Source organism: Streptomyces sp. NPDC014864 (assembly GCF_043081525.1).
GTDB lineage: Bacteria > Actinomycetota > Actinomycetes > Streptomycetales > Streptomycetaceae > Streptomyces.
In genome coordinates this window covers 96,919-119,615 of record NZ_JBIBWT010000008.1, presented here as the reverse complement: position 1 = coordinate 119,615, position 22,697 = coordinate 96,919, and the positions used below count along the sequence as shown (strand labels likewise).

21 protein-coding genes are annotated in these 22,697 nt (G+C 73.2%); 10 read left to right on the top strand and 11 right to left on the bottom strand.

Annotated features, from left to right (window positions below):
* The first annotated feature begins 199 nt into the window (after positions 1–199).
* The 4 genes from ACF1A5_RS16730 (at position 200) to ACF1A5_RS16715 (ending at position 3,395) form a co-directional block, all read left to right on the top strand.
* Complete coding sequence (locus ACF1A5_RS16730) at positions 200–592, top strand: YidH family protein (protein WP_392193593.1); 393 nt, start codon at positions 200–202, stop codon at positions 590–592.
* 2 nt (positions 593–594) lie between these two features.
* A complete protein-coding gene (locus ACF1A5_RS16725) occupies positions 595–921 on the top strand; it encodes a DUF202 domain-containing protein (protein ID WP_392193592.1) in 327 nt (108 codons plus the stop codon).
* 219 nt (positions 922–1,140) lie between these two features.
* Positions 1,141–2,175, top strand: a complete 1,035-nt coding sequence (locus tag ACF1A5_RS16720; protein ID WP_392193591.1) for a phosphotransferase family protein — start codon at positions 1,141–1,143, stop codon at positions 2,173–2,175.
* 5 nt (positions 2,176–2,180) lie between these two features.
* A complete protein-coding gene (locus ACF1A5_RS16715) occupies positions 2,181–3,395 on the top strand; it encodes an acyl-CoA dehydrogenase family protein (protein ID WP_392193590.1) in 1,215 nt (404 codons plus the stop codon).
* Positions 3,396–3,473: 78 nt separating this feature from the next.
* Here ACF1A5_RS16715 and ACF1A5_RS16710 read toward each other — a convergent pair whose 3' ends face one another.
* Genes ACF1A5_RS16710 through ACF1A5_RS16700 form a run of 3 tightly spaced genes read right to left on the bottom strand, consistent with a single transcriptional unit; the run spans position 3,474 to position 6,558 of the window.
* Positions 3,474–4,067 (bottom strand): TetR/AcrR family transcriptional regulator, encoded by a 594-nt coding sequence (locus ACF1A5_RS16710; protein WP_392193589.1) that lies wholly within the window; start codon positions 4,065–4,067, stop codon positions 3,474–3,476.
* Between the two features lie 26 nt (positions 4,068–4,093).
* The gene (locus tag ACF1A5_RS16705) at positions 4,094–5,797 is read right to left on the bottom strand and encodes a class I adenylate-forming enzyme family protein (RefSeq protein WP_392193588.1); all 1,704 of its coding nucleotides are present in this window, start codon (positions 5,795–5,797) and stop codon (positions 4,094–4,096) included.
* On the bottom strand, positions 5,794–6,558 hold the full coding sequence (locus ACF1A5_RS16700) for an SDR family oxidoreductase (RefSeq protein WP_392193587.1): 765 nt from the start codon (positions 6,556–6,558) through the stop codon (positions 5,794–5,796). The genes ACF1A5_RS16705 and ACF1A5_RS16700 overlap by 4 nt, the downstream gene beginning before the upstream one ends.
* Before the next feature lie 194 nt (positions 6,559–6,752).
* Here ACF1A5_RS16700 and ACF1A5_RS16695 point away from each other — a divergent pair, with 194 nt between their 5' ends.
* Positions 6,753–8,000 carry an exo-beta-N-acetylmuramidase NamZ domain-containing protein gene (locus ACF1A5_RS16695; protein ID WP_392193586.1) on the top strand — a complete coding sequence of 416 codons (1,248 nt, stop codon included), beginning with the start codon at positions 6,753–6,755 and terminating at the stop codon, positions 7,998–8,000.
* Positions 8,001–8,157: 157 nt separating this feature from the next.
* Positions 8,158–9,486, top strand: coding sequence for a serine-threonine protein kinase (locus ACF1A5_RS16690; protein ID WP_392193585.1), 1,329 nt, complete (start codon positions 8,158–8,160; stop codon positions 9,484–9,486).
* 18 nt (positions 9,487–9,504) lie between these two features.
* Here ACF1A5_RS16690 and ACF1A5_RS16685 read toward each other — a convergent pair whose 3' ends face one another.
* Complete coding sequence (locus tag ACF1A5_RS16685; protein WP_392193584.1) at positions 9,505–12,288, bottom strand: penicillin acylase family protein; 2,784 nt, start codon at positions 12,286–12,288, stop codon at positions 9,505–9,507.
* Positions 12,289–12,559: 271 nt separating this feature from the next.
* Between ACF1A5_RS16685 and ACF1A5_RS16680 the strand changes: the two genes are divergently transcribed.
* Positions 12,560–13,162, top strand: a complete 603-nt coding sequence (locus tag ACF1A5_RS16680) for a hypothetical protein (protein ID WP_392193583.1) — start codon at positions 12,560–12,562, stop codon at positions 13,160–13,162.
* Between the two features lie 52 nt (positions 13,163–13,214).
* Here the strand turns inward: ACF1A5_RS16680 and soxR are convergent, their stop codons facing one another.
* Positions 13,215–13,724, bottom strand: coding sequence for a redox-sensitive transcriptional activator SoxR (soxR, locus tag ACF1A5_RS16675; protein ID WP_392193582.1), 510 nt, complete (start codon positions 13,722–13,724; stop codon positions 13,215–13,217).
* A gap of 141 nt (positions 13,725–13,865) precedes the next feature.
* On the opposite strand from soxR, the gene ACF1A5_RS16670 reads away from it, so the two are divergent.
* Positions 13,866–14,327, top strand: coding sequence for a MaoC family dehydratase (locus ACF1A5_RS16670; RefSeq protein ID WP_392193581.1), 462 nt, complete (start codon positions 13,866–13,868; stop codon positions 14,325–14,327).
* A 51-nt stretch (positions 14,328–14,378) separates the two neighbouring features.
* Here ACF1A5_RS16670 and ACF1A5_RS16665 read toward each other — a convergent pair whose 3' ends face one another.
* From ACF1A5_RS16665 to ACF1A5_RS16655, 3 genes are all read right to left on the bottom strand, one after another.
* Entirely contained in the window at positions 14,379–15,023 is a 645-nt protein-coding gene (locus tag ACF1A5_RS16665; RefSeq protein WP_392193580.1) for a TetR/AcrR family transcriptional regulator, read from the bottom strand.
* 120 nt (positions 15,024–15,143) lie between these two features.
* Positions 15,144–15,431 carry a YiaA/YiaB family inner membrane protein gene (locus ACF1A5_RS16660; RefSeq protein ID WP_392193579.1) on the bottom strand — a complete coding sequence of 96 codons (288 nt, stop codon included), beginning with the start codon at positions 15,429–15,431 and terminating at the stop codon, positions 15,144–15,146.
* 108 nt (positions 15,432–15,539) lie between these two features.
* Positions 15,540–16,691 carry an acyl-CoA dehydrogenase family protein gene (locus tag ACF1A5_RS16655; RefSeq protein ID WP_392193578.1) on the bottom strand — a complete coding sequence of 384 codons (1,152 nt, stop codon included), beginning with the start codon at positions 16,689–16,691 and terminating at the stop codon, positions 15,540–15,542.
* A gap of 88 nt (positions 16,692–16,779) precedes the next feature.
* Between ACF1A5_RS16655 and ACF1A5_RS16650 the strand changes: the two genes are divergently transcribed.
* Together ACF1A5_RS16650 and ACF1A5_RS16645 are read left to right on the top strand one after the other, a co-directional pair.
* Positions 16,780–17,421: a TetR/AcrR family transcriptional regulator gene (locus tag ACF1A5_RS16650; RefSeq protein WP_392193577.1), complete on the top strand. Its 642-nt coding sequence runs from the start codon at positions 16,780–16,782 to the stop codon at positions 17,419–17,421.
* Positions 17,422–17,656: 235 nt separating this feature from the next.
* Positions 17,657–18,589, top strand: coding sequence for a DMT family transporter (locus tag ACF1A5_RS16645; protein WP_392193815.1), 933 nt, complete (start codon positions 17,657–17,659; stop codon positions 18,587–18,589).
* Here ACF1A5_RS16645 and ACF1A5_RS16640 read toward each other — a convergent pair whose 3' ends face one another.
* The 3 genes from ACF1A5_RS16640 to ACF1A5_RS16630 all read right to left on the bottom strand — a co-directional run bounded on the left by ACF1A5_RS16640 (position 18,590) and on the right by ACF1A5_RS16630 (position 22,605).
* Positions 18,590–19,921, bottom strand: a complete 1,332-nt coding sequence (locus ACF1A5_RS16640) for an MFS transporter (protein ID WP_392193576.1) — start codon at positions 19,919–19,921, stop codon at positions 18,590–18,592.
* 198 nt (positions 19,922–20,119) lie between these two features.
* Positions 20,120–21,202 carry a Zn-dependent alcohol dehydrogenase gene (locus ACF1A5_RS16635; protein WP_392193575.1) on the bottom strand — a complete coding sequence of 361 codons (1,083 nt, stop codon included), beginning with the start codon at positions 21,200–21,202 and terminating at the stop codon, positions 20,120–20,122.
* Positions 21,203–21,216: 14 nt separating this feature from the next.
* Positions 21,217–22,605 (bottom strand): aldehyde dehydrogenase family protein, encoded by a 1,389-nt coding sequence (locus ACF1A5_RS16630; RefSeq protein WP_392193574.1) that lies wholly within the window; start codon positions 22,603–22,605, stop codon positions 21,217–21,219.
* Positions 22,606–22,697 lie beyond the last annotated feature (92 nt).

The window sequence follows — 22,697 nt, the reverse complement described above, 5'->3', positions numbered from 1 at the left end:
GGCCGACCGACACCGGTCGACGGGCGGCAGGCGGACCTGCACGGGGTGGCGGACTGTCGCCGGCCCCGGGGGGACTGATGCCGCCCCGGGGGGACTGATGCCGGCCCGGCGGCCGGCAGGCGGACCTGCATATGGTGGCGGACCGACGCCGGCCCGGCCCGTCGTGCCCGGGGCGCGGCCGCTGGGTAAGGTCCGTGACGTGATCGAGCTCGTACGGAACGCCCGCCTGTGGTTCGCCCCCGGGGAGATCGCCGAGGAGGGGCACACCCCCGACTACCGCTTCTCGCTCGCGAACGAGCGCACCTTCCTCGCCTGGCTGCGCACCGCCCTCGCCCTGATCGGCGGCGGCTTCGCCGTGGACCAGTTCCTGCCGCACCTGCCCCGGGCCTGGCGCGTCGGCCTCGCGCTCGCGCTGCTGGCCGCGGGCGTGCTGTGCTCCCTGCGCTCGGTCAACCACTGGGTGCGCTGCGAGCGGGCGATGCGCCGCGGCGAGGACCTGCCGACCTCGCGCTTCCCGGCGCTGCTGGGCGTCGTCGTCGCGGTGGTCGCCGTCGCCATGGTCGTCGTCGTGCTCGCCGGCTGGGAGGGTTGAGCGTGGGCGCGGACCCGGACGCCCCGCCACGGGACCCGGGGCTCCAGCCGGAACGGACCCTGCTGGCCTGGCGGCGCACGACCCTGTCCTGCACCGTCGCCGCCGTCCTCGCGGTGCGCGCGGTGCTGCGCGGCGGCGCCACGCCGGCCACCCTCGCCGTCTGCGCCCTGGTCGGCGCGCTCTGTCTCGGCTTCCTGCTGGTGGCCCAGCACCGGATCCGCGCCCTGGACGCCACACCCGTACCCGCGGCCCTGGCGCCGCGCCACGCCACCGCCGCCGCCCTCTGCGCGGCGGCCCTGGCGCTGTGCGCGGCCGCGCTGCTCGTGTGAGGCCCGCAGGACGGCGCCGGGACCGGCGACCGACGATCCGGAGCGGAGAGAGACGATCCGGAGCGGAGAGAAAGGAACGGAGCGGGGCGGAGACGGGCAGGCCGGAGAGATCTCCGCCTATCGTGGATCCGATCACGTTGGGCTCGCGCACTGGACGACATACCGACCGGTCGGCATCATGGTCGCGTCCCGTTCGTTCCTCCGTCCGTAGGAGCAATGATGAGCCCCGACCATCCGCCCGGACTCGATCTCGACCGGCTGCGCGGCCTGCTCGACCGTGAGCGGCCCGGCCTGGCGCAGGGCCCCCTGACCGGCCGGCTGATCGAGGGGGGACGGTCGAACCTCACCTACGCGCTCTCGGACGGCACCTCGAAGTGGGTCGTGCGCCGCCCCCCGCTCGGCCATGTCCTGGCCACCGCGCACGACATGCGGCGCGAGCACCGGGTGATCAGCGCGCTGCACCCGACCGACGTGCCGGTGCCCCGCCCGGTCCTGCTGTGCGAGGACGAGGAGGTCCTCGGGGCGCCCTTCTACGTCATGGAGTTCGTCGAGGGCACGCCCTACCGCGCCGCGGACCAGCTCGCCCCGCTGGGCGCCGAGCGGACGCGGAACGCGGTGCTGTCGCTCGTCGACACCCTGGTCGAGCTGCACGCGGTGGACCCCGCCGAGGTGGGACTGGCCGACTTCGGCCGCCCCGAGGGCTTCCTGGACCGCCAGCTGCGGCGCTGGGGCAAGCAGCTGGACGCCTCCCGCAACCGCGAGCTGGCCGGCATCGACGAGCTGCACGCGGCGCTCGGCCGCGCCCTGCCCGCCTCCCCCGCCCCGGCCGTCGTGCACGGCGACTACCGGCTCGACAACGTCCTGATCGGCCCCGACGACACGATCCGGGCGATCCTCGACTGGGAGATGTCGACGCTCGGCGACCCGCTCACCGACCTGGGCCTGCTGGTGATGTACAGCGTGCCGCTGGACAGCCCGGACTCCCCGGTCGCCACCACGGCCGAGGCCCCCGGGCACCCCGACCCGGCCGAACTCGTCGAGCGGTACGCCGCGCGCTCGGGGCGCGACGTGTCCGCCGTGTCCTGGTACACGGCGTTCGCCTGGTTCAAGCTCGCCGTGATCCTGGAGGGCATCCACTACCGGTACACGCTCGGCCAGACGGTCGGCCGCGGCTTCGACCGCATCGGCGACCTGGTCCCCGTCTTCATCGAGCACGGCCTGACCACGCTCCACCAGGGCCTACAGGAGGGCTGATCGTCATGGACTTCGCGTTCGACGCACGTACCGAGGAGCTGCGCGCCCGGCTCCTCGCCTTCATGGACGAGCACGTCCACCCGGCCGAGCAGGTCGCGCACGAGCAGCGCGCCCGGCTGGCCTCGCCGTGGGACACCCCGGCGGTGGTCGAGGAGCTGAAGGCCGAGGCCCGCCGCCAGGGGCTGTGGAACCTCTTCCTGCCCGACGCCGAGTACGGTGCCGGGCTGACCAACCTCCAGTACGCCCCCCTCGCCGAGATCACCGGCCGCAGCCCGCAGCTCGCGCCCACGGCCACCAACTGCGCGGCCCCCGACACCGGCAACATGGAGGTGCTGGCGCAGTTCGGCGACGAGCGGCAGAAGAAGCAGTGGCTGGAGCCGCTGCTGGCGGGCGAGATCCGCTCGGCGTTCGCGATGACCGAGCCGGAGGTCGCCTCCTCGGACGCCACGAACGTCACCACGCGCATCGAGCGGGACGGCGACGAGTACGTCATCTCCGGCCGCAAGTGGTACATCTCCGGGGCGATGGACCCGCGCTGCGCGATCTTCATCGTGATGGGCAAGACGGACCCGGACGGCCCGGACATCCGCCGCCAGCAGTCCATGGTGCTGGTCCCCCGCGACACGCCCGGCGTCACGGTCAGGCGCGCGATGCAGGTCTTCGGCTACGAGGACCACTACCACGGGGGCCACGCCGAGGTGGTCTTCGACCAGGTGCGGGTGCCGGTGGCGAACCTGGTCGGCGAGGAGGGGGGCGGCTTCGCCATCGCCCAGGCCCGGCTCGGTCCCGGCCGGATCCACCACTGCATGCGCCTGATCGGCATGGCGGAACGGGCGATCGAGCTGATGTGCCGCCGCGCCGTCTCCCGTACCGCCTTCGGAAAGTCGCTGGCCCAGCAGGGCGTGGTGCACAACTGGATCGCGGACGCGCGGGTCACCGTCGAGCAGCTGCGGCTGCTGGTGCTCAAGACGGCCTGGCTGATGGACACGGTCGGCAACCGGGGCGCCCACACCGAGATCCAGGCCATCAAGATCGCCACGCCGCGCGCGGTGGTCGACATCATCGACCGCGCGATCCAGCTGCACGGCGCGGGCGGGGTCAGCCAGGACTTCCCGCTGGCCGAGCTCTACGCCGGCGCCCGCACCCTGATGATCGCCGACGGGCCGGACGAGGTGCACCAGCGCTCGCTGGCGCGGCGGGAGCTCAAGAAGTACCTGTGAGACGAGGAAGTACCCGCGGGACACGGGCGAGGGGCGGCCGCGCCGAGCGGCCGCCCCTGGTTCGTGTGTCCGGCCCGGCTACGGGCGCAGGGCCCGCAGCAGCAGGTCCGCCAGGTGGTCGGCGACCTCCTGCGGGCTGAGCGGTCCGTCGGGGCGGTACCAGGTGGACAGGTGGTGGACGGAGCCGAAGTGGTAGTCGACCACCAGGTCGGCCGGGGTCGCCCGGGAGAAGACGCCCGCATCCTGGCCCTCCTCGATGAGCGCACGGAAGCGTTCGTGGTAGCGCCGGCGCTCGGCGCGCACCTGCTTGTTCTTCTCGGGGCTCAGGTGGTGCATGGAGCGGAAGAAGATCGACGCGTCGTCGAGGTTGTCGATCGTGGTGACCACCACGTCGGCGGCCGCGTCCCGCACCCGCTTCTCGATCGGCTCGTCGGCGTCCGCGAAGGCGTCCAGGCGCTCCTGCTGTACGCGCAGCACACGCGCGTACACCTCGTGCAGCAGGTCGTCCTTGGACCCGAAGTAGTGGTAGAGCGCCCCCTTGGTGACGCCGGCCGCCTCGACGATCTCCTGCACCGACGTGCGGTCGTAGCCCTGCTCGGCGAAGAGCCGGGTGGCGGCGGCCAGGAGCCGCTGCGGCACGGGAGTGCCGTCCGTGTCCGTCGTTCTGGGCACTGCCGCCACCTGCCTTTCCTCGATGTCTACTGGCTTTCGCGGGCATTCTGCGCGTCACGGGAACGCAGCTCCCGACGCAGGATCTTCCCACTCGCGGTCTTGGGCAGGTCGGGCAGGATCTCCACCTGGCGCGGGTATTTGTAGGCCGCCAGTCTCTCCTTGCACCAGGCGGCCAGCGCACCGGGGTCCGCCTCGGCGCCCGGGCGCAGGCTGATGTACGCCTTGACGGTCTCCCCGCGGTAGCCGTCGGGCACCCCGACCACGGCCGCCTCGCGCACCGCCGGGTGCGTGTAGAGCACGTCCTCCACCTCGCGCGGCCACACCTTGAAGCCGGAGGCGTTGATCATGTCCTTCTTGCGGTCGACGACGTACAGCCAGCCCTGCGCGTCCATGAACCCGATGTCGCCGGTGCGCAGTTCGCCGCCGGGGAAGGTCTCGGCGGTGGCGTCGGGGCGCCGCCAGTAGCCGGGCACGACCTGCGGGCCGCGTACGACGATCTCGCCCTGCCCGCCGAACGGCACCTCCCGCCCCGCGTCGTCGACGATGCGCACGACCGTCTCGGGGCCCGGCAGACCCACCGCCAGCGTCCCGGAGGCCGGATCGACGGGAGCCTCCAGGTGGGGCGGTACGGAGGCGCAGGGCGCGGTGCACTCGGTGAGCCCGTAGCCGTTGCGGATGTACGGCCCGAAGCCGGCCCGGAACTTCTCCACCAGCGCGGGCGGCAGCGGGGCGCCGCCGGAGGAGATGACGTGGAAGGAGGAGAAGTGGTCCGCCGTGGCGGAGGGGTGGGCGGCCAGGGCCATGAAGGCGGTCGAGGGGCCGACGGTGTAGTGCGGCCGGTGCTCGGCGAAGGCGTCCAGCACCACGCCGGCCTCGAAGCGGTACGCCAGTACCAGGGTGCCCGCGCTGTTCAGGCAGGCGCCGAACTGGCAGACCATGCCGGTGATGTGGAACAGGGGCGCCATCGCGAAGTAGACCGGCGCCTCGGGCAGGGCGAGCCCCGTCCCCTGCCGCTCGGCGTTGTACATGATGTTGCCGTGCGTGTTGGTGGCGCCCTTGGGGGTGCCGCTGGTACCCGAGGTGTAGCTGATCAGCGCGATGTCGGCCGGGGCGGGGTCGCGGCCCTCGGGTGCCTTCAGCCCCTGCCGGGCGACGGCCACCAGGTCGTCGGCGTCGGGGGCCTGCGGGAGCCGCTCGAAGGTCAGCACGCGGGCGTCGTCGCGGGTCTGGAAGTCACGCTCGCACCCGGTGAGCACGATCCGCACCGGCGAGCCGGCGGCGGTGTCCCGCAGGTACGCCTCCCAGGCCCGGTCGGAGCAGATCAGCGCGGCCACCTCGCCGTCCCGCAGGACGTGCCCGACCTCCGCCGACTTGTACATCGGGTTCACCGGGACGACGGTGGCGCCCGCCTTCCAGGCGCCGAGGACCGCGAGCACGAAGTGCGGGGAGTTCTGCAGCAGGACGGCGACCCGGTCGCCGCGTTCCAGGCCGCGCGCGGCGAGGTGGCCGGCGACGGAGTCGCTCAGCTCGTCGACCTCGCGGTGGGTCAGCCGCGCGTCGAAGTAGGCGAGGCAGGTGCGGTCCGGGGCCTCCGCGACCGCGCTGCGCAGGGCGTGCACGAGGGAGTCGGCGGGGTCCACGGGGGCCCGCTGGGCATCGGTGAGCAGGGCCAGCCAGGGCTGGTCCTCGTAGGCGGAGGAGGCGTCGGGCGTGGCGTCGGAGGCGGTCACCGGGCCTCCTCCCAGGTGCGCTGGATGTGGTTCATGCCCGCCAGCCAGCGGTCGGGCTCCTCGGCCCGGGCCCGGTAGTACCCGGCGACCTCGGGGTGCGGCAGGACCAGGAACCGGTCCTCCTGGATGCCCCGGAACAGGGCGTCCGCCACGTCCTCCGGCTCGATCGCGGTGGGCTTGAGGACGATGTCGCCCGCGCTGCCGGTGGCGGCCAGCATGTCGGTGCGCACGCCCTGCGGGCAGATCGCGTGCACCTTGAGGCCGCGGTGGCGGTAGGTCAGCGACAGCCACTCGGCGAAGGCGTACGCGCCGTGCTTGGTGACGCTGTACGGGGCGGCTCCGATCATGGTGAGCAGTCCGGCGGCGGAGACGGTGGAGACGAACCGGCCGGCGCCGCGCTCCAGCCAGGCCGGGAGCAGCGCCTGCGCGGCGCGGACATGGGCCATCACGTTGACGTCCCAGGCCTGCGCCCAGACCTCCTCGCCGGCCGCCTCCGAACCGCCCGAGCCGACACCGGCGTTGGCGCAGTAGACGTCGACGGTGCCGCCGAGCGCGGCGCGGGCCTCCTCGACCACGGCGGAGGCGTCGCCCGGGACCGGGATGCCGCCGATCTCCGCGGCGACCGCCTTGGCCCGCTCGGCGTCGAGGTCGTTCACGACGACCCGGGACCCCTCGGCGGCGAACCGGCGGGCCAGCGCGGCGCCGATGCCGCCTCCAGCCCCGGTCACCACGACTCCGGCACCCTGCACGGCTTCCACCATCGGTCTCCTTCGACACGGCGTCGCGGGCGCACCTCATCGCGCGCCCCGGCTCTGCTGGACAGTCAGACTAACCGGTCGGTATGTGGCCGCGGAAGGGGTCCGCGCGACGCGGCCGCGCCGCTTCGTTCCCCTGTGGCGGGGCCCGCGCTAGCGTGCGTGTGCATGACACCCGCTGCGATCACGGAGGTCCCCGCATGAAGCTGACCAGACGGAGCCTGCTCGCCGGGACGGCCGCGGCGGCGGCCACGACGGTCCCCGGGACCCCGGCGCGGGCGGCCGGCCGCCGGCCCGGCGAACGGCTGCGCACCGGCTTCGAGCGCCTCGCGGCGGACGGCTACGCCCCGCTCGCCGGGCAGCGCGTCGGTGTCGTCACCAACCCGACCGGCATCACCCGGGACGTGCGCCACATCGTCGACGTCATGCACGCCGACCGCCGGGTGGACCTGGTCGCCGTCTTCGGCCCCGAGCACGGCTTCCGCGGCACCGCCCAGGCGGGCGGCTCCGAGGGCCGCTACGACGACCCGGCGACCGGACTGCCCGTCTACGACACGTACCTCAAGAGCGGGCAGCCGCTCGCCGACGTCTTCACCGCCTCCGGCGTCGACACCGTCGTCTTCGACATCCAGGACGTGGGCGCGCGCTTCTACACGTACATCTGGACGCTGTACGACTGCATGGAGGCGGCGCGGCTCGCGGGCAAGCGGTTCGTGGTGCTCGACCGGCCCAACCCGGTGACCGGGCGCGCGGCCCTCGGGCCGGTCCTGCACCGGGAGTTCGCCACCTTCGTCGGGCGGCAGCCGGTCTCCCAGGCGCACGGGATGACGGTCGCGGAGCTGGCGCGGCTGTTCAACGGGGAGTTCCTGAGCGCGCCGGTGCCGCTGGAGACGGTCCTGATGACCGGCTGGAGACGGTCGGAGTTCTACGACGCCTCGGGCCTGCCCTGGGTCCCGCCGAGCCCGAACATGCCCACCCCCGACACCGCCCTGGTGTACGCGGGGACGTGCATGTTCGAGGGGACGAACCTGTCCGAGGGGCGCGGCACCACCCGCCCCTTCGAACTGCTCGGCGCGGACGGCATCGACGGGCGGTGGGCGGCCGAGGCCGGCCGGCTCGCCCTGCCGGGCGTCCGCTTCCGCGAGGCGTACTTCGCGCCCACCTTCTCCAAGTTCCAGGGCACCACCGTCGGCGGGGTGCAGATCCATGTGCACGACCGGGCCGCCTTCGACCCGGTGCGGACCGGCATCGCCCTGCTCGTCACCGCGCGGAAGGTCTGGAGCGGCTTCGCCTGGCGCCCGGACCACTGGATCGACAAGCTGACCGGCTCCACCTGGGTGCGCACGGCGATCGACTCCGGGGCGGACACCGACGCGGTGGTGGCGGGCTGGCAGGAGGAACTGGCCGCGTTCCGTGCGGTGCGCGGGAAGTACCTCGTCTACGGATGAGGCCCTTCGTCGGCTCGTCTGCGGACGAGGCCCGTCGCCCGCCCGTCCGGGGATGAGGCCGTCCCTCCGCGGATGAGGCGTGACGTATGGCCAACTCCGCCCGTTGGCAGGACGATGCGCCCACATCGTGCCGCCGCGGGGGACGAAGGAGTCGGTCATGACGGATCCGGGGATGAGCGTGGCTCCGTACTGGGAGCTGACCTTCGACGCCGACGGGGACGTGGACGGCCGGGAACGGGACCGGCTGCTGGACGGGGTCACGCGGGAGGGCGTGCGTGACCTGATCGTCTTCGCGCACGGCTGGAACAACGACCGCAGACGCGCCACCGACCTGTACCGGCGCTTCTTCGCCCCGATCCCGGGCCTCGGACCGGCGGCCCGGATCGGGTACGTCGGCGTCGTGTGGCCGTCGATGCGGTTCTGCGACGAGCCGGTCCCGGACTTCCCGCGCGCCACGGCCGCCGGACCGCTGCCGGGCCCGGCGCTGGACAAGGACACCCGCGTCGCGCTGCTGACGGCGTTCCCGGGGCGGGCGACGGTGATCGACCGGATCACCCGGCTGCTGGACGGGCCGCCGCCCGGAGCGGCCGCACTGGACGAGTTCGGGCGGCTGGTGCGGCTGCTCGTCGAGGTGGAACCGGGAGCCCCGCGGACGCTGTTCGCGGCCGACACCGTGGCCGAGGGGGAGCAGCCGGGCGAGCCGGAGATGTTCTCCCGGCCCACGGCGGAGGTCTGCGCGGAGTTCGCCGGGGCGCTGGGGGGCCTTCCGGCCGCGGCCGGCGAGGAGTCCTTCGCGCTGCCCGGGGCGCTGGGCGACGCGCGGTCCGGAGCGCTGGAACTGCTGCGCCAGGCGACGTACTTCGAGATGAAGCGGCGAGCGGGCACGGTCGGCGAGCGCGGGCTCGGCCCGGCGGTCGGCCGGCTCGCCGCTGCGGCCCCGGACGTCCGGGTGCACCTGGTCGGGCACAGCTTCGGCGGCCGTCTGGTCTCGTTCGCCCTGCGCGGCCTGCCCGAGGGCGTGCGCACGGTGAAGTCGGTGACGCTGCTCCAGGGGGCCTTCTCGCACCACGCGTTCGCCGACCGGCTGCCGGACGAGGCGCGCGCGGGAGGGGTGCTGCGGGGCCTGTACCGCCGGGTCGACGGTCCGGTCGTGTGCTGCTTCTCCCGTTTCGACTCGGCGCTCGGCACGCTCTATCCGATGGCCTCGCGGATGGCGGGCGACGACCGCTCGCTCGCGGGCTTCGACCTCGGGCGGCTGCTCGGCGCGCGCTGGGGCGCCATGGGGCACGACGGGGTGCAGGGGGTGCCGGGCACGCACGCGTGCACCCTCGCCGACGCCCTGCGGGCACCGCTGCCCGCGTCGGGCTGCGTGAACGTCGACGCGGCCGCAGTCGTCCGGCGCGGCGGGCCGCCGAGCGGGGCGCACAGCGACATCCTGCACCCGGAGCTGGCCCGGGTGGTACTGGCGGCGGGCCGCATCGGCTGACCCGCCGCCGCGCGCATGTCACCGGTGTGACGTGTACTCCACCACCTGCTGGTAGGTGGGCCGGTTCTGCCAGCCGATCCTGCCGTGCTTGATGCCGCCCAGGGGGCGCTGCACGATCGAGTCGGCGCACCACTGGTCGCCCGCCGAGCACTGGTCGTCGCCGGGGTAGACCTGGGACGCCGTCTTGCCGGCCGCCTCCTTCAGGGTGCTGATCAGGACGTCCCGGCAGGAGGTGAGGCTACCGCCGCCGCAGTACTTCCGCGCCAGCGGGCCCCGCACCGGCTCACCGAGGACCGACCGGAGATCCTTGTCGACATAGCTCCACCAGCCGTACTGGAAGGAGCTTCCGGCGTGCGCGCCGGTCGGGCCGTGACCGGCCGAAGGGGCCTCGTCCACGGGCAGGTTGGCGGTGAGGGCGGTGTACAGGTCGCTGCCGAGCCCCGGTTCGAACTCGGCCTTCACCAGCAGCGGCCACCAGGCGTCGAGTATCCGGATCGCCTCGGCGTCGGCGTACGTCTTGGAGCCGGCCGAGGTCTCGGTGCGCAGGGCGCCCGCCGTGACCCATGCCTGGAGCTTGCTCACCGCCGCGGCGGCCGTCGGGTCGGTGACCGCCGAGGTGGTGACCACCTGCAGCAGCTTCGGCAGCACGTCCTCCGCCCGCAGGTCCGCGAGCGCCGCGTCCGCCATCGCCTTGACCAGGGACGCGCGGGTCACCCCGCCCGCCGCGACGAGCCGCTTGACCCGGTCGTCCAGCAGATCGCCGCGGTGCACCGAGCCCTCGCCCCAGGGCGCCGCCGTGTACTCCTCGGCCTGCTTGTTGTTCCAGGAGATGTAGTAGTCCTGGTCGACGGAGTTCGGGTGGGCGGAGGCGGGGGTGTAGTCGGCGGTGTTGGCCGCCGGGTCCCAGCCGCGCCACTCGTACGCCGGCCGCGCCCACACCGGGAACTCGGCGTCCACGCCGTCCGCCCGGACCGGGTTGTCGCCGCTGTTGTAGTACGCGGTGTGCCGGGAGTCGGCGTAGAACCAGTTGAAGGTGAAGTTGATGTGCTGGGTCGCGCTCTGGAAGCTCTGCGGGCCCTTGACGTAATCCGGGTCGTTGAGCATCTGGAAACCGATGATCGAGTCGGTCTCGTGCAGGTAGGAGGAGCGCAGGGTGGTGTAGGCGACCCTCTTGCCGCCGACGGTCGCCCGGTACGCGACGGGGCCGTACGCGGTCCGCCACACGCGCATCGTGTAGGAGCCCTCGGCGGTGCCGTCGGCCACGGTCGGCTTCCAGGCGTTCTTCTGCTCGACGCGCTCCATGGCCGTGCAGGTGCCGTGGTACAGGTAGTGCTGGTCGTCCTGGCACAGTTCGACGGCGTAGGTGTCGATGATGTCCTGGCCCGAGGTCGTGGCGCTCCACGAGTAGTCCTGGCCGCGGCCGAGTTCGACGTACATGCTCAGGCCCGCGAAGGAGGCGCCGCGGGCGCTGAGGCCGGGTCCCTGGATCTCCTGGAGCATCAGCAGCTGAGGGGCGAAGTACCCGGTCTGCGGGCCGAACACGGCGACGGGGTGGCCGCTCGCGGTGTGCTCGCCGCTGACCACGAGGGCGTTGGACATGCCGCGCCGGGCGGAGCTCAGCGCGGTCGTGGCGGCGGTGGCCGAGGCGCCGGCCGCGGCCGAGCCCGTGGCGCTGCCGGTGCGGTCGTGGACGAGCTGTTCCCGGGTCACCGAGCCGGGGTCGGGCAGGGCCTCGCCCTGCGGGTCGTCCGGCCTGGGGGCGTACGGGAACCTCTCGCCGTTGTGGACGGTCAGGACGGCCTCGGGGTCGTTGCGCTCGCGGAAGGACTCCCAGACCCGGGTGCCCTCCGTCACACCGTACTTGGACTGGGCGGCGAGCAGGGAGAGCGCGTTGCTGACCTCGCCGCCGCCTCCGGAGCCGAACAGCGAGCCGACGACGGAGGCCAGCGCGACCAGGTCGGTGACCTTGAAGTGCTCGATGGTGCCGGCGTTGGTGATCGCGTCCTTGTGGCCGGTGAGGACGTACTCGCCGGGGAAGTAGCGGCCGGAGTCGGAGGCGTCGATGTAGGCGTTGACACCGGCGAGGTAGGCGTTGACGTCCGCGAGGGCCTGCTGCCCGCGGGCGCCGCCACGGGCCACGGCGCTGTCGATCTGGGCCTGGAGGTCGGCCTCGGTGTACGGGGCGTTGCGGTAGAACTCCTGTTCCAGGCCCTGGTTGGCGGGGGCGCCGCCCGCGAAGGAGGTCAACTGGCCGCGGCCGACGTGCCGGAAGACGTCCATGAGCCACAGGCGGTCCTCGGCGGCGGCGTACCCGGCGCCGAACTCGGTGCCGTACCGGGTGGTGCCCGTGATGTGCGGCACACCGGTCCTCTTGTCCCGGACGATGGTGACGTCGCCGCGTCCGGCGGGCTTCTCCGTGGACGCCACCTGGTCCGAGGGCACCCCGAACGAGGCGTCCCGGAAGAAGTCGTCGATCTTCGCGTCGGTGAGCGCGGGGTAGCCCTTGGCCAGGCCGGCGTAGGGGCCGAGCTGGTCCTCGGCATGGCTGGGCTGGGTGCCGAAGGCCTGGTTGAGGAGGATCTGGGCGAGGGTGGCGTTGCCGTTCTCGCCGGGCGGCAGGATGTCCGAGCACTGGCCGCCGCAGTAGTCGTTCACAGTGGCCGAGTCGGCCGCGGCCGCTTGGGAAAAGGGCGACAAAAGACCGGCAATGAGGACGCATACGGATGCTGTCTTCAGGAACCCGTTGAGTCTGCGGGGAGTTCTCTCTTCGTCGAGCGCGTGGTGTGGGGTGCGCCGTGGCATGGGGCGGCTCCTCCGGACGGGGACGGGGCGGGACGTTACCGGCGGTATCCCCGAGTTGGAAGATGAACGTGCGTCACTTTTTGGAGGCAGCGTGGGGAGGTGCGGGGAGGTCAAGCAGGGCGGGCTTATGGCGGGCATCGGAAATCGGATGGAGCCGATTGACGTGTCGACACGTCTACTCGGCGACGTCCGTACGACGACTTCGCACGACGCGTACGACGACGCCGAAGTGACCGAAGTGCAGACGCAGATGTGACGGAGGTGCAGGGCGATGGCCGGTTTCCGGAGTCTGGCGAGACAGGTGAGGGACCCGCGGTGCGATCTGGCGCTGCGGCGCTACTCGTTGCGCAAGTGCCTTGAGCGGTTCGCCCCTTACGGGCACAGGGCGACCTGGGACCATCTGTGCTCCCGGTGGGGGTTCGGCCCCGAGGACCGCTCCCCCGATCCGGCGCGGCTCGTGGCCGCACTGGACGAGCTGGAGCAGGCGCGTTCGGTCTGGCTGGGCTACGAGGTCGAGTTCGCGGACCGGCGCAGGAAGGAGAAGCACGACGGGCTGCGCAGGCCGGGCAGCGTGGACGACTGGCACCGGATGACCTGGGGCGGGTTCGGCGTCGCCTGGTGCGACGACCCGCGGGTCCACCCGCGTGAACCGCTGGCGGAGGTCCTGCGCCGGCTGATCGCCGCACTGCAGCGCGAGCCGGGCTCGATGTGCCCGGTGTGCGGGGGCGGGCGCCTGGTGTGGCAGTACGACCTGGACCACGAGCCGTCGTCGGGTCCGGTCTGCACGGACTGCGGAATCCTGGTGCCGCGCCCCGTCCTCACCGCGGAGGCGCTGGCCTTCGCCCGGCGGGGACGACTACTGGTGTCGGCCTGAGTACGCGGGGGTGCGCCGGGGATGCCGCACCCCCTTCATCGGCGGACGTTCGTCAGGGCCGCCGGCCGTGGGGGCGTGCGGCCGAGCGGCCGCCGGAGGGTTCGTCCGGACGTTCCACCATCAGCCGTGATCCGGTCCGGCGCTCGCCGAAGGCGTCGTCGGGATTGGACAGGACACAGCCCTCCAGGGACAGGCAGCCGCAGCCGATGCAGTCGGTGAGGTGGTCGCGCAGCCGGTTGAGCTGCTTGATGCGTTCGTCCAGTTCGGACCGCCAGGTCTCGGACAGGCGCGCCCAGTCCGCCCGGGTGGGCGTGCGTTCCTCGGGGAGCTCGGCGAGCGCCTCGCGGATCGTCGCCAGCGGGATCCCGACGCGCTGCGCGGCCCGGACGAAGGCCACCCGGCGCAGCGTGTCGCGCGTGTAGCGGCGCTGGTTGCCGGCGGTGCGCCGGCTGCTGATCAGACCCTTGGCCTCGTAGAAGTGCAGGGCCGAGACGGCGGCCCCGCTGCGCGCGGACAGCTGGCCGACGGTCAGCTCGTGGATCTTCTCGGGAATCTGCGGCACCCCGCAGAGCCTACCCACCCGTCCCGGCCCGGTCCGTTGACAGGGGCCGCGCGGCCCACCATGCTAAGCAGTTGCTTAGAGATGGCGATGTGGGCGACGGAGACGACGCCACACGACGGAGCAACCCGAGAGGCCGGGCACATGGCAGAGCCGAGGATCTTCACGTCCGCCGACGAGCTGAAGGCGGCGGTGGGCGAGCAGCTGGGGTACACCGACTGGCTGGAGATCGACCAGAAGCGGATCGACCTGTTCGCGGAGGCGACCGGCGACCACCAGTGGATCCACGTGGATCCGGAGAAGGCCGCCGCGGGCCCCTTCGGCACGACCATCGCGCACGGCTATCTGACCCTGTCGCTGCTTCCGCTCTTCGGACCGCAGCTGATGGGTGTCGAGGGTTTGAAGATGGGCGTCAACTACGGCACCAACAAGGTCCGTTTCCCCGCCCCCGTCCCGGTCGGCTCGCGGGTGCGCGCCACCGCGACGATCACCGGCGTGGACGACGTGCCGGGCGGCGTGCAGGTGAGCGTCGGCTTCACGGTGGAGCGCGAGGGCGGGGACAAGCCGGTGTGCGTCGCGGAGTCGGTGGCCCGGTACTACCTCTAGAACCCGGGGAGCCGCGCGCCCCCGCCGCCGGGGCCCCGCGCCGGGCCCCGGTCACTTCCGCCGGGAGTCCGGCTCCTTCGCCCCGACCATCCGCAGCACGAGGTCGGCGTAGAGCGCGCCGACCTCCTCCGGGGTGCGCGGCCCGCCGACGTTGAACCAGCGGGCGACGTCGATGCAGAGGGAGAGCACGGCGAGCGTGGTCCCCCGTACGTCCAGGACGTCGAACTCGCCCGACGCCACGCCCTCCTCGATGATGCCGCGCACCTCGGCGTCGACCTTGTGACGCAGCGCGAGGATCTCCGCGCGGGCGTCCGGGCCGAGCGAGTCCAGCTCGTACTGCACGACGCGGGCGGTGGTGCGGCCGCCGGCGTGCCAGCGGACGAAGGAACTCACCGCGTCGGCGAGCCGCTCGGTCGCGCTGCCCTCGCGCCGGGCCGCCGTGCGCAGGATCTCCAGGGCCTTCTCGTGGCCGATCCGGCTGATGCGGTGGAGCAGCTCTTCCTTGGTCTTGTAATGGATGTAGAGCGCGGCCGGGCTCATGCCGGCGCGGCCCGCGATGTCGCGGGTCGTCGTCGCGTGGTAGCCCCGCTCGGCGAAGGCCTCCACGGCGGCCACGAGCAGCCGCCGGGCCGCGTCAGGCGTGACCTCGCCCCACGGCTGCGCCTCGCCGCCGGCCGTCTCCTGCGCCGTAGTCATCCCTCGCCCCTCTCTCGGTCAGGGCCACCACCATACCGCCGAAGGTGAGCGCTCGCTTAGCGCGTGGCTGCCCCGGAGGGCCGTGGCGTCGTCACGGCCGTGCGGCCGCTCCGGCACCCGTCACAGCTTCTCGAAGGGGTCGTGGTCGGCGAGCAGCTTCTCCAGCCGGGCCTGGTCGACCCGGCTGACGATCTGCCCGGCCTCCTGGCGGTCCCGGATCACCTTGGCGAGGGTGAAGGCGGACGTGACGAGGTAGAGGACGGCGATGGCCAGGAAGCCCCGGACCCAGGCGTCGGCGTCCAGCCGGACGATGCCGACCGCGGTCGCCGCCATGGCCACCGCGAAGGAGGCGACCGCCTGGCCGTGGAAGGCGGCGGTGCTCTGCTGCTTGACCGGTGTCTCACTCATGACGGCCAGCCTCGGCGCCCGGGGCCGCCGGCACATCCGCACGGATACTCAGCCGAGGTACTCAGCCGGGCACACTCGGCCGGCTCCCCACCGGGGCCCAGCGGGCCCTCAGAACGCCGAGACCCCCGTCAGGGCGCGCCCGATGACGAGCTTCTGGATTTGGCTGGTGCCCTCGTAGAGGGTCATCACGCGGGCGTCGCGCAGCAGTTTGCCCGCCGGGTACTCGTCGATGTAGCCGTAACCGCCGAAGACCTGGAGGGCGTTGTTGGCGGCCCGCACCGCGGCCTCGGAGGCGAAGAGCTTGGCCTTGGAGGACTCCACCGCGAAGGGCAGCCCGCGGTCGATCAGGTCGGCGACCCGCCAGGTCAGCAGCCGGGCGGCGTCCACGTCCACGGCGATGTCGCTGAGCAGCTCCTGCACGAGCTGGTGGTGGGCGATGGACCGGCCGAACTGCTCGCGCTCGCCCGCGTAGCGCACCGCCGCGTCCAGCGCGGCCTGGGCTATGCCGACACAGCCCGCCGCCACCGACATCCGGCCCTTGGCCAGCGCCGACATGGCCACCGAGAAGCCCTTGCCCTCCGGCGCCAGCATCGCGGAAGCGGGCACGCGGACGTCCTCCAGGACCAGCTCGGCGGTGGCCTGGCCGCGCAGGCCGAGCTTGCCGTGGAGGGTGCGCCGACTCAGTCCGGGGGTGTCGGTGGGGACCAGGAAGGCGGAGACGCCCTTGTGTCCGGGGGCGTCGGTGGAGCGGGCGAAGAGCAGGACGACGTCGGCCCAGGTGCCGTTGGTGATGAACATCTTGGTGCCGTTGACGACGTAGTCGCCACCGTCGCGGACCGCCCGGGTGGCGAGGTTGCCGGCGTCGGAGCCGGTGCCGGGCTCGGTCAGGCCGAAGCAGCCGACCAGCTCGCCGGAGGTCAGCCCCGGCAGCCAGCGCCGCTTCTGCTCCTCGCTCCCCCAGGCTGCGATCGTCTTGGCGACCAGGCCGAGGGAGACGGACACGATGCCGCGCACCGACGAGTCCCCCCGCCCGAGCTCCTCCGTCACCAGGCAGTACGCGAGGTGGTCGCCGCCGCAGCCGCCGTACTCCTCGTCGACGGTGAGCCCGAGGAAGCCGACCTCGCCGAGCTTCTTCACGATCGACCGGTCGACCTCCTCGGCGCGGTCCCAGGCCACGGAGTGCGGGGTGATCTCGCGCTCGACGAAGTCCCGGGCCAGCCGCCGGACCGCGGTCTGCTCCTCGCTGAGTCCGAGGTTCATGACGGATCACCCCACAAGTGACGGACGGTGCGGACCGTTCGTTAAATTAGCACTGCTAGTTTAAAGCCGCAGCCCTACTATGTGCGCCATGGCCCGACCGCGCAAGCCCCTGCTCAGCACCGACCGCATCGTCGCGACGGCGCGGGACCTCGTGGACCGGGAGGGCCTGGCGGCCGTCTCCACCCGCCGGCTCGCCGCCGAACTGGGGGTCAGCGGGCCCTCGCTCTACAACCACTTCCGCACCAAGGACGAGATCCTGGAGGTGGTCGCGGACTCGGTGAGCGCCCAGGTCGACCTGTCGATGTTCGAGGACGGCCGCGACTGGCGGACCGCGCTGCACGACTGGGCCGTCTCCTACCGGGCCGCCCTGCGCGACCACCCGAACATCGTCCCGGTCCTCGCCCGCGGCCCCGGACGCCGCCCGGCCGCGCTGCGCCTGGCCGACGCCGTGTACGGCGCGATGGTCGACGCGGGCTGGCCGCCGGCCCAGGCGACCTCGATCGGCGCGCTGATGCGGTACTTCATCATGGGCTCCGCGCTGGGCTCCTTCGCAGGCGGCTTCGTGGACGACGCGAGCGCCTACGACCCCGCCGACTACCCCCACCTCGGACAGGCGCACCTGCTGGCCGACCAGCAGGAGAAGATCGACGAACGGGCCTTCGAGACCGGGCTGACGGCACTCCTCGACGGCCTGGCGCAGCAGTACGAACAGGTGGCGCGGACCGCCTGAGCACCACCGCCCGAGCACCCCTGCGGGGACCGCCCGGGCATGCCGCGGGCCTTCCCCAGGGACGACGATCGCCGAGCCGGCGCCCCAAGGCGGCCGCCCGGGAACACGGGATCCGGGAGGCACGGCGCCCTGGAGCGTGGCGTCCGGCAGCGTGATCGGGACATGGCGCCCGGCACCGTGGCGTCCGAAACCCGCCAGCCCCGTGCGCACTCGCCCGCCTAGCCTCTGGAGCATGATGAACGTCTCTCCGTCCCGCCTCGCCGCGGGTGCCGCCACGGTCACCGTGGTGCTGTGGGCCTCCGCCTTCGTCTCGATCCGCAGCGCGGGCGCCGCGTACTCCCCCGGGGCGCTGGCGCTCGGGCGGCTGCTGTCCGGGGCCCTGGCGCTGGGGCTGATCTGCCTGGTGCGGCGGGAGGGGCGGCCGCCGCGGACCGCCTGGCGCGGGATCGCGATATCCGGGCTGCTGTGGTTCGGCTTCTACATGGTGGCCCTCAACTGGGGCGAACAGCAGGTGGACGCCGGCACGGCGGCGCTGGTCGTCAACATCGGCCCGCTGCTCATCGCCCTGCTCGGCGCGCGGCTGCTCGGGGACCCCATGCCGCCGCGGCTCCTCGCGGGCATGGCGGTCTCCTTCGCGGGCGCGGTGACCGTGGGCCTGTCGATGTCCGGCGCGGGCGGAGCCTCGGTGCTCGGCGTGGTGCTGTGCCTGCTCGCCGCCGTCGCGTACGCCGCCGGGGTCGTCGCGCAGAAGCCGGCGCTGGGCCGGGCGAGCGCGCTTCAGGTGACGACGTTCGGGTGCCTGGTCGGGGCGGTGGCCTGTCTGCCCTTCGCCGGCGAACTGGTGTCCGACGCCGCCGACGCGCCGGTGTCGGCGACCCTCAACATGGTCTACCTGGGTGTCTTCCCCACCGCCCTGGCCTTCACGACCTGGGCCTACGCCCTGTCCCGGACCACGGCCAGCCGCATGGGCGCGACCACGTACGCCGTTCCCGCCCTGGTGGTGCTGATGTCGTGGCTGGCGCTCGGCGAGGTGCCGGGGCCGGTCACGCTGGCGGGCGGGGTGCTGTGCCTGGCGGGCGTGGCGGTGTCCCGCTCGCGGCCGCGGGTCCCGCGCACGGCTGCGGCCCCGGACACCCGTCCGGAGCCGCAGCCCGAGCGGGCCTCGTGATCAGGAGCTACGGGTCCGGGCCCGGCTCGCCAGGACCTTGATGCAGACCAGGGCGATCACGGCGAGGGCGACGATGTAGCCGGACACCGCCATCGACGTGCCCGTCGCCTCCAGCAGCAGCACCATCACGAAGGGCGCGAGGCCGCCGCCGAACACGGCCGCGATCTGGTAGCCGAGCGAGGCGCCCGTGTACCGCATCTCGGGCGTGAACAGTTCGGCGAACAGCGCGGCCTGCGGGCCGTACATGATGCTGAGGAAGCAGCTCGCGACGAACGTGCCCACCGCCAGCCAGAGCAGTGAGCCGGTGTCGATCAGCAGGAACAGCGGTACGGCCCACAGCGCGATGCCGGCCGCGCCGAGCGCGTAGATCCGGATGCGGCCGATGCGGTCGGACAGCGCCGCCGAGGCCGGGATCAGCACGAGCTGGGTGAGGCTGACGCAGAGCGAGACGGTGAGCACGGCGCCGCGCTCCATGTGCAGGGCGCGGGTGGTGTACTCCAGGACGCCGGTGATCAGGATGTAGAAGGTCGCGGTGTTCACGGCGAAGGACCCTCCGGCGAGGAGGACCGTGCCGAGGTGGCCGCGCACGATCTCCCGCAGCGGGGAGCCGCGCTCGGCCGCCTCCTTGCGTGCCAGGGCCTCCTCCGCCGCCCGGAACTCGGGGGTCTCCTCGACCCGGGTGTGGATGTACCAGGCCAGGACGAGGACGAGCAGGCCGACCAGGAAGGGCAGCCGCCAGCCCCAGGCCGCGAACGCGGAGTCGCTGGTGAAGGCGCCGGCCAGCAGGAAGACGGTGTTCGCCGTGATCACGCCGATGGGGACACCGAGCTGGACGACGCTGCCGTAGACACCGCGCTTGCCCTCCGGGGCGTACTCGGTGGCCAGCAGCATCGCGCCGCCCCACTGGGCGCCGACCGCGACGCCCTGCACGACGCGCAGGGCGACCAGCAGGATCGGGGCGGCCACGCCGATGGTGTCGTACGTGGGCAGCAGGCCGATGCCCGTGGTGGCGAGGCCCATCAGCGTCAGGGCCAGGACCAGCATCGGCTTGCGGCCGCGCTTGTCGCCGAGGTGCCCGGCGACGACGCCGCCGATCGGGCGGGCCAGGAAGCCGACCGCGAAGGTGGCGAAGGAGGCGAGGACGCCGGCGGTCGGACTGCCGGACGGGAAGTAGAGACCGCCGAAGACGAGGGCGGCCGCGATGCCGAAGACGAAGTAGTCGTACCACTCGACGGCGGAGGCGAGGGCGGCCGCCGTGGCGACCCGGCGGCGGTGCGGGTCGACGGGGACGGAGGGGGTGGTGAGCGGTTGAGCGGAAGGGGCCGTGTCCATGCGTGCACGCTCCGATGAGTGCGGGGACGGAACGGGGGGAGGGGGGCGGCTCGAGTTGCGGGGAACGTACTGACCGGACGGTATGGACGTCAACGGGTCGCACACCAGCAGTTTTTACCTGTACATGGCACGGAATACGGCCCGCGGGCACGCCGAGGGCCCGGTCCTCGGCGAGGACCGGGCACGTCGCCTGACGGGCTAGAAGACGACCAGGGCCCGACCGCCCTTCCCGGCCACCATGTTCTCGAAGGCCGCCGGAATGCCGTCCAGGGCGATCCGCTCGGTCACCAGCGCACCCAGGTCCAGACGGCCGGCGCGCACGTGCCCGGCCAGCACGGGCAGGTCCTTCGCCGGGTCCGAGTTGCCGTACACGCAGCCGGACAGGGTCCGGCCCCAGTGGAAGATCTCCAGCGCGTTGAAGGTGACCTGCTGGTCCTTGCCCCCGATGCCGACGACCGTGGTACGGCCGCCGCGGCGGGTGGACTCCCAGGCGGCGCGGATGGTGACCGCGCGGCCCACGCACTCGACGGACACGTCGACGCCCTGCTTGCCGGTCAGGGCGCGGATCTCGCGGGGGGTGTCCGCGGAGGCGACGACGTAGTCCGTGGCGCCGGCCGCACGGGCCAGCTCCTCCTTCTCCGGGGAGACATCGACGGCGACGATCCGCGAGGCCCCGGCGATCCGGGCGGCCTGCAGGGTGGCCAGGCCCACGCCGCCGACGCCGAACACGGCCACCGTCTCCCCGGGGCGCACCTTCGCCGAGTGGTGCACGGCGCCGTAGCCGGTGAGGACGGCGCAGCCGAGCAGGGCCGCGTCGGTGAGCGGGACGCCCTCGGGCAGCGGCAGGACGCAGGCGGCGGGGACGACGGTCTCCTCGGCGAAGGCGGCGACGTTCAGACCGGGGTGGAGGTCGGTGCCGTCCACGGTGCGGGCGTGGACGTTCGCCGCGCCGTTCAGGGCGTTGGCGCACAACCAGACCTCGCCGAGCGAGCAGGCATGGCAACGCCCGCACGAGGGAGCCCAGTTGAGGACGACACGGTCGCCGGGCCGGACATGGGCGACTCCGTTCCCGACGGCGACGACGGTGCCGGCTCCCTCGTGGCCGAGGACGGCGGGCACCGGCACCCGCATGGTGCCGTCGGACAGCGACAGGTCCGAGTGGCAGACCCCGGCGGCGGCCAGGCGGACCCGGACCTGGCCGGGACCCGGCTCGGGCAGCTCGATGCCGGTGATCTCCAGCGGGGAGCCGATGGCGGGCAGGACGGCGGCGCGTACGGCCATGATGGGCAACGCTCCTAGAACTGGAGGGACTTGGTCTGGAGGTACTCGGCGAGGCCGTGCGCGCCGAGCTCGCGGCCGACGCCGGACTGCTTGTATCCGCCGAAGGGGGCGAGGGGGTTGAAGCGGCCGCCGTTGATGTCGACCTGGCCGGTCTCCATCCGGCGCGCGAAGGCCACCGCCTCCGCCTCGTCACCGGCCCACACGGCGCCCGCGAGCCCGTAGACCGTGCCGTTGGCGATGCGCAGGGCGTCCTCCTCGTCCTCGTAGCGCAGGAGGGTGAGGACCGGGCCGAAGATCTCCTCCTGCGCGATCGTCATCCCGGGGGTGACGTCGGCGAAGACCGTCGGGCTGACGAAGCAGCCCCGCTCGCGCGGGGATTCGGGGCCGCCCGCGACCAGCCGGGCCCCCTCCGCCACCCCCTGCTCGATGTAGCCGCGCACCCGTGCCTGCTGCTTGGCGTTCACCACCGGGCCGATGCGGTCGGCGTACTTGGCGGCGGCGGCCGCGGCGAGTTCGACGGCCGTGTCGTACTGGTCGCGGTGCACCAGCATCCGCGTCCAGGCGCTGCACGTCTGACCGGAGTTGGACATGACGTTGGCGACGCCGACGTTCACCGCCTTGGCGAGGTCCGCGCTCGGCAGGATGACGTTGGCGGACTTGCCGCCCAGTTCCAGGGCGACCTTCTTCACGGCCGCGCCCGCCGTCGCGCCGATGTGCCGGCCGACGGCGGTGGAGCCGGTGAAGGAGACCAGGTCGACCCCGGGGTGCTCGGCGAGCGCCTGGCCGGCGACCGGGCCGAGGCCGGTGACCAGGTTGAAGACACCGGCCGGGACGCCGGCCTCGTGCACCGCCTCGGCGAAGAGCTGGGCGGTGAGCGGGGTGTCCTCGGCGGGCTTCAGCACGATCGTGCAGCCGGCGGCGAGCGCCGGGGCGGCCTTGGCGACGATCTGGTGCAGGGGGTAGTTCCAGGGGGTGATCGCGCCGACCACGCCGACCGGCTCGTGGTGGACGACGGAGTTGCCGACCCGCTCCTCGAAGACGTGCGCGGCCGCGAGGTCGGCGTACGAGCCGGCGACGGCGATCGGCACGGCCGCGTGCACCGCCTGCGAGAACGCGAGCGGCGCGCCGAGTTCGGCGGTGATCGTCTCGGCGATCTCGTCCTTGCGGGCCGCCAGGACGTCCCGGAGGGCGGCCAGCCGCGCGGCCCGCTCGGCGGGCGGGGTCGCCGCCCAGGCGGGGAGGGCGGCGCGGGCGGCGCGCACGGCGGCGTCGACGTCCTCGGCGGTACCGGCCGGGACGATGCCGACGATCTGCTCGTCGACCGGGTTCACGACCTCGATGGTGTCCCGGCCCGCGGCGGGGCGCCAGGCGCCGTCGATGTACAGGCCGTCGTGTGCCTTCATGGTGCTCCTCCGGGGCGGGGTGCGTCCGTTCGCGGCCGCGCCGCGGACGTCCGCGTCACAACCTACCGACAGGCCCATAAACTAGCGCCGAT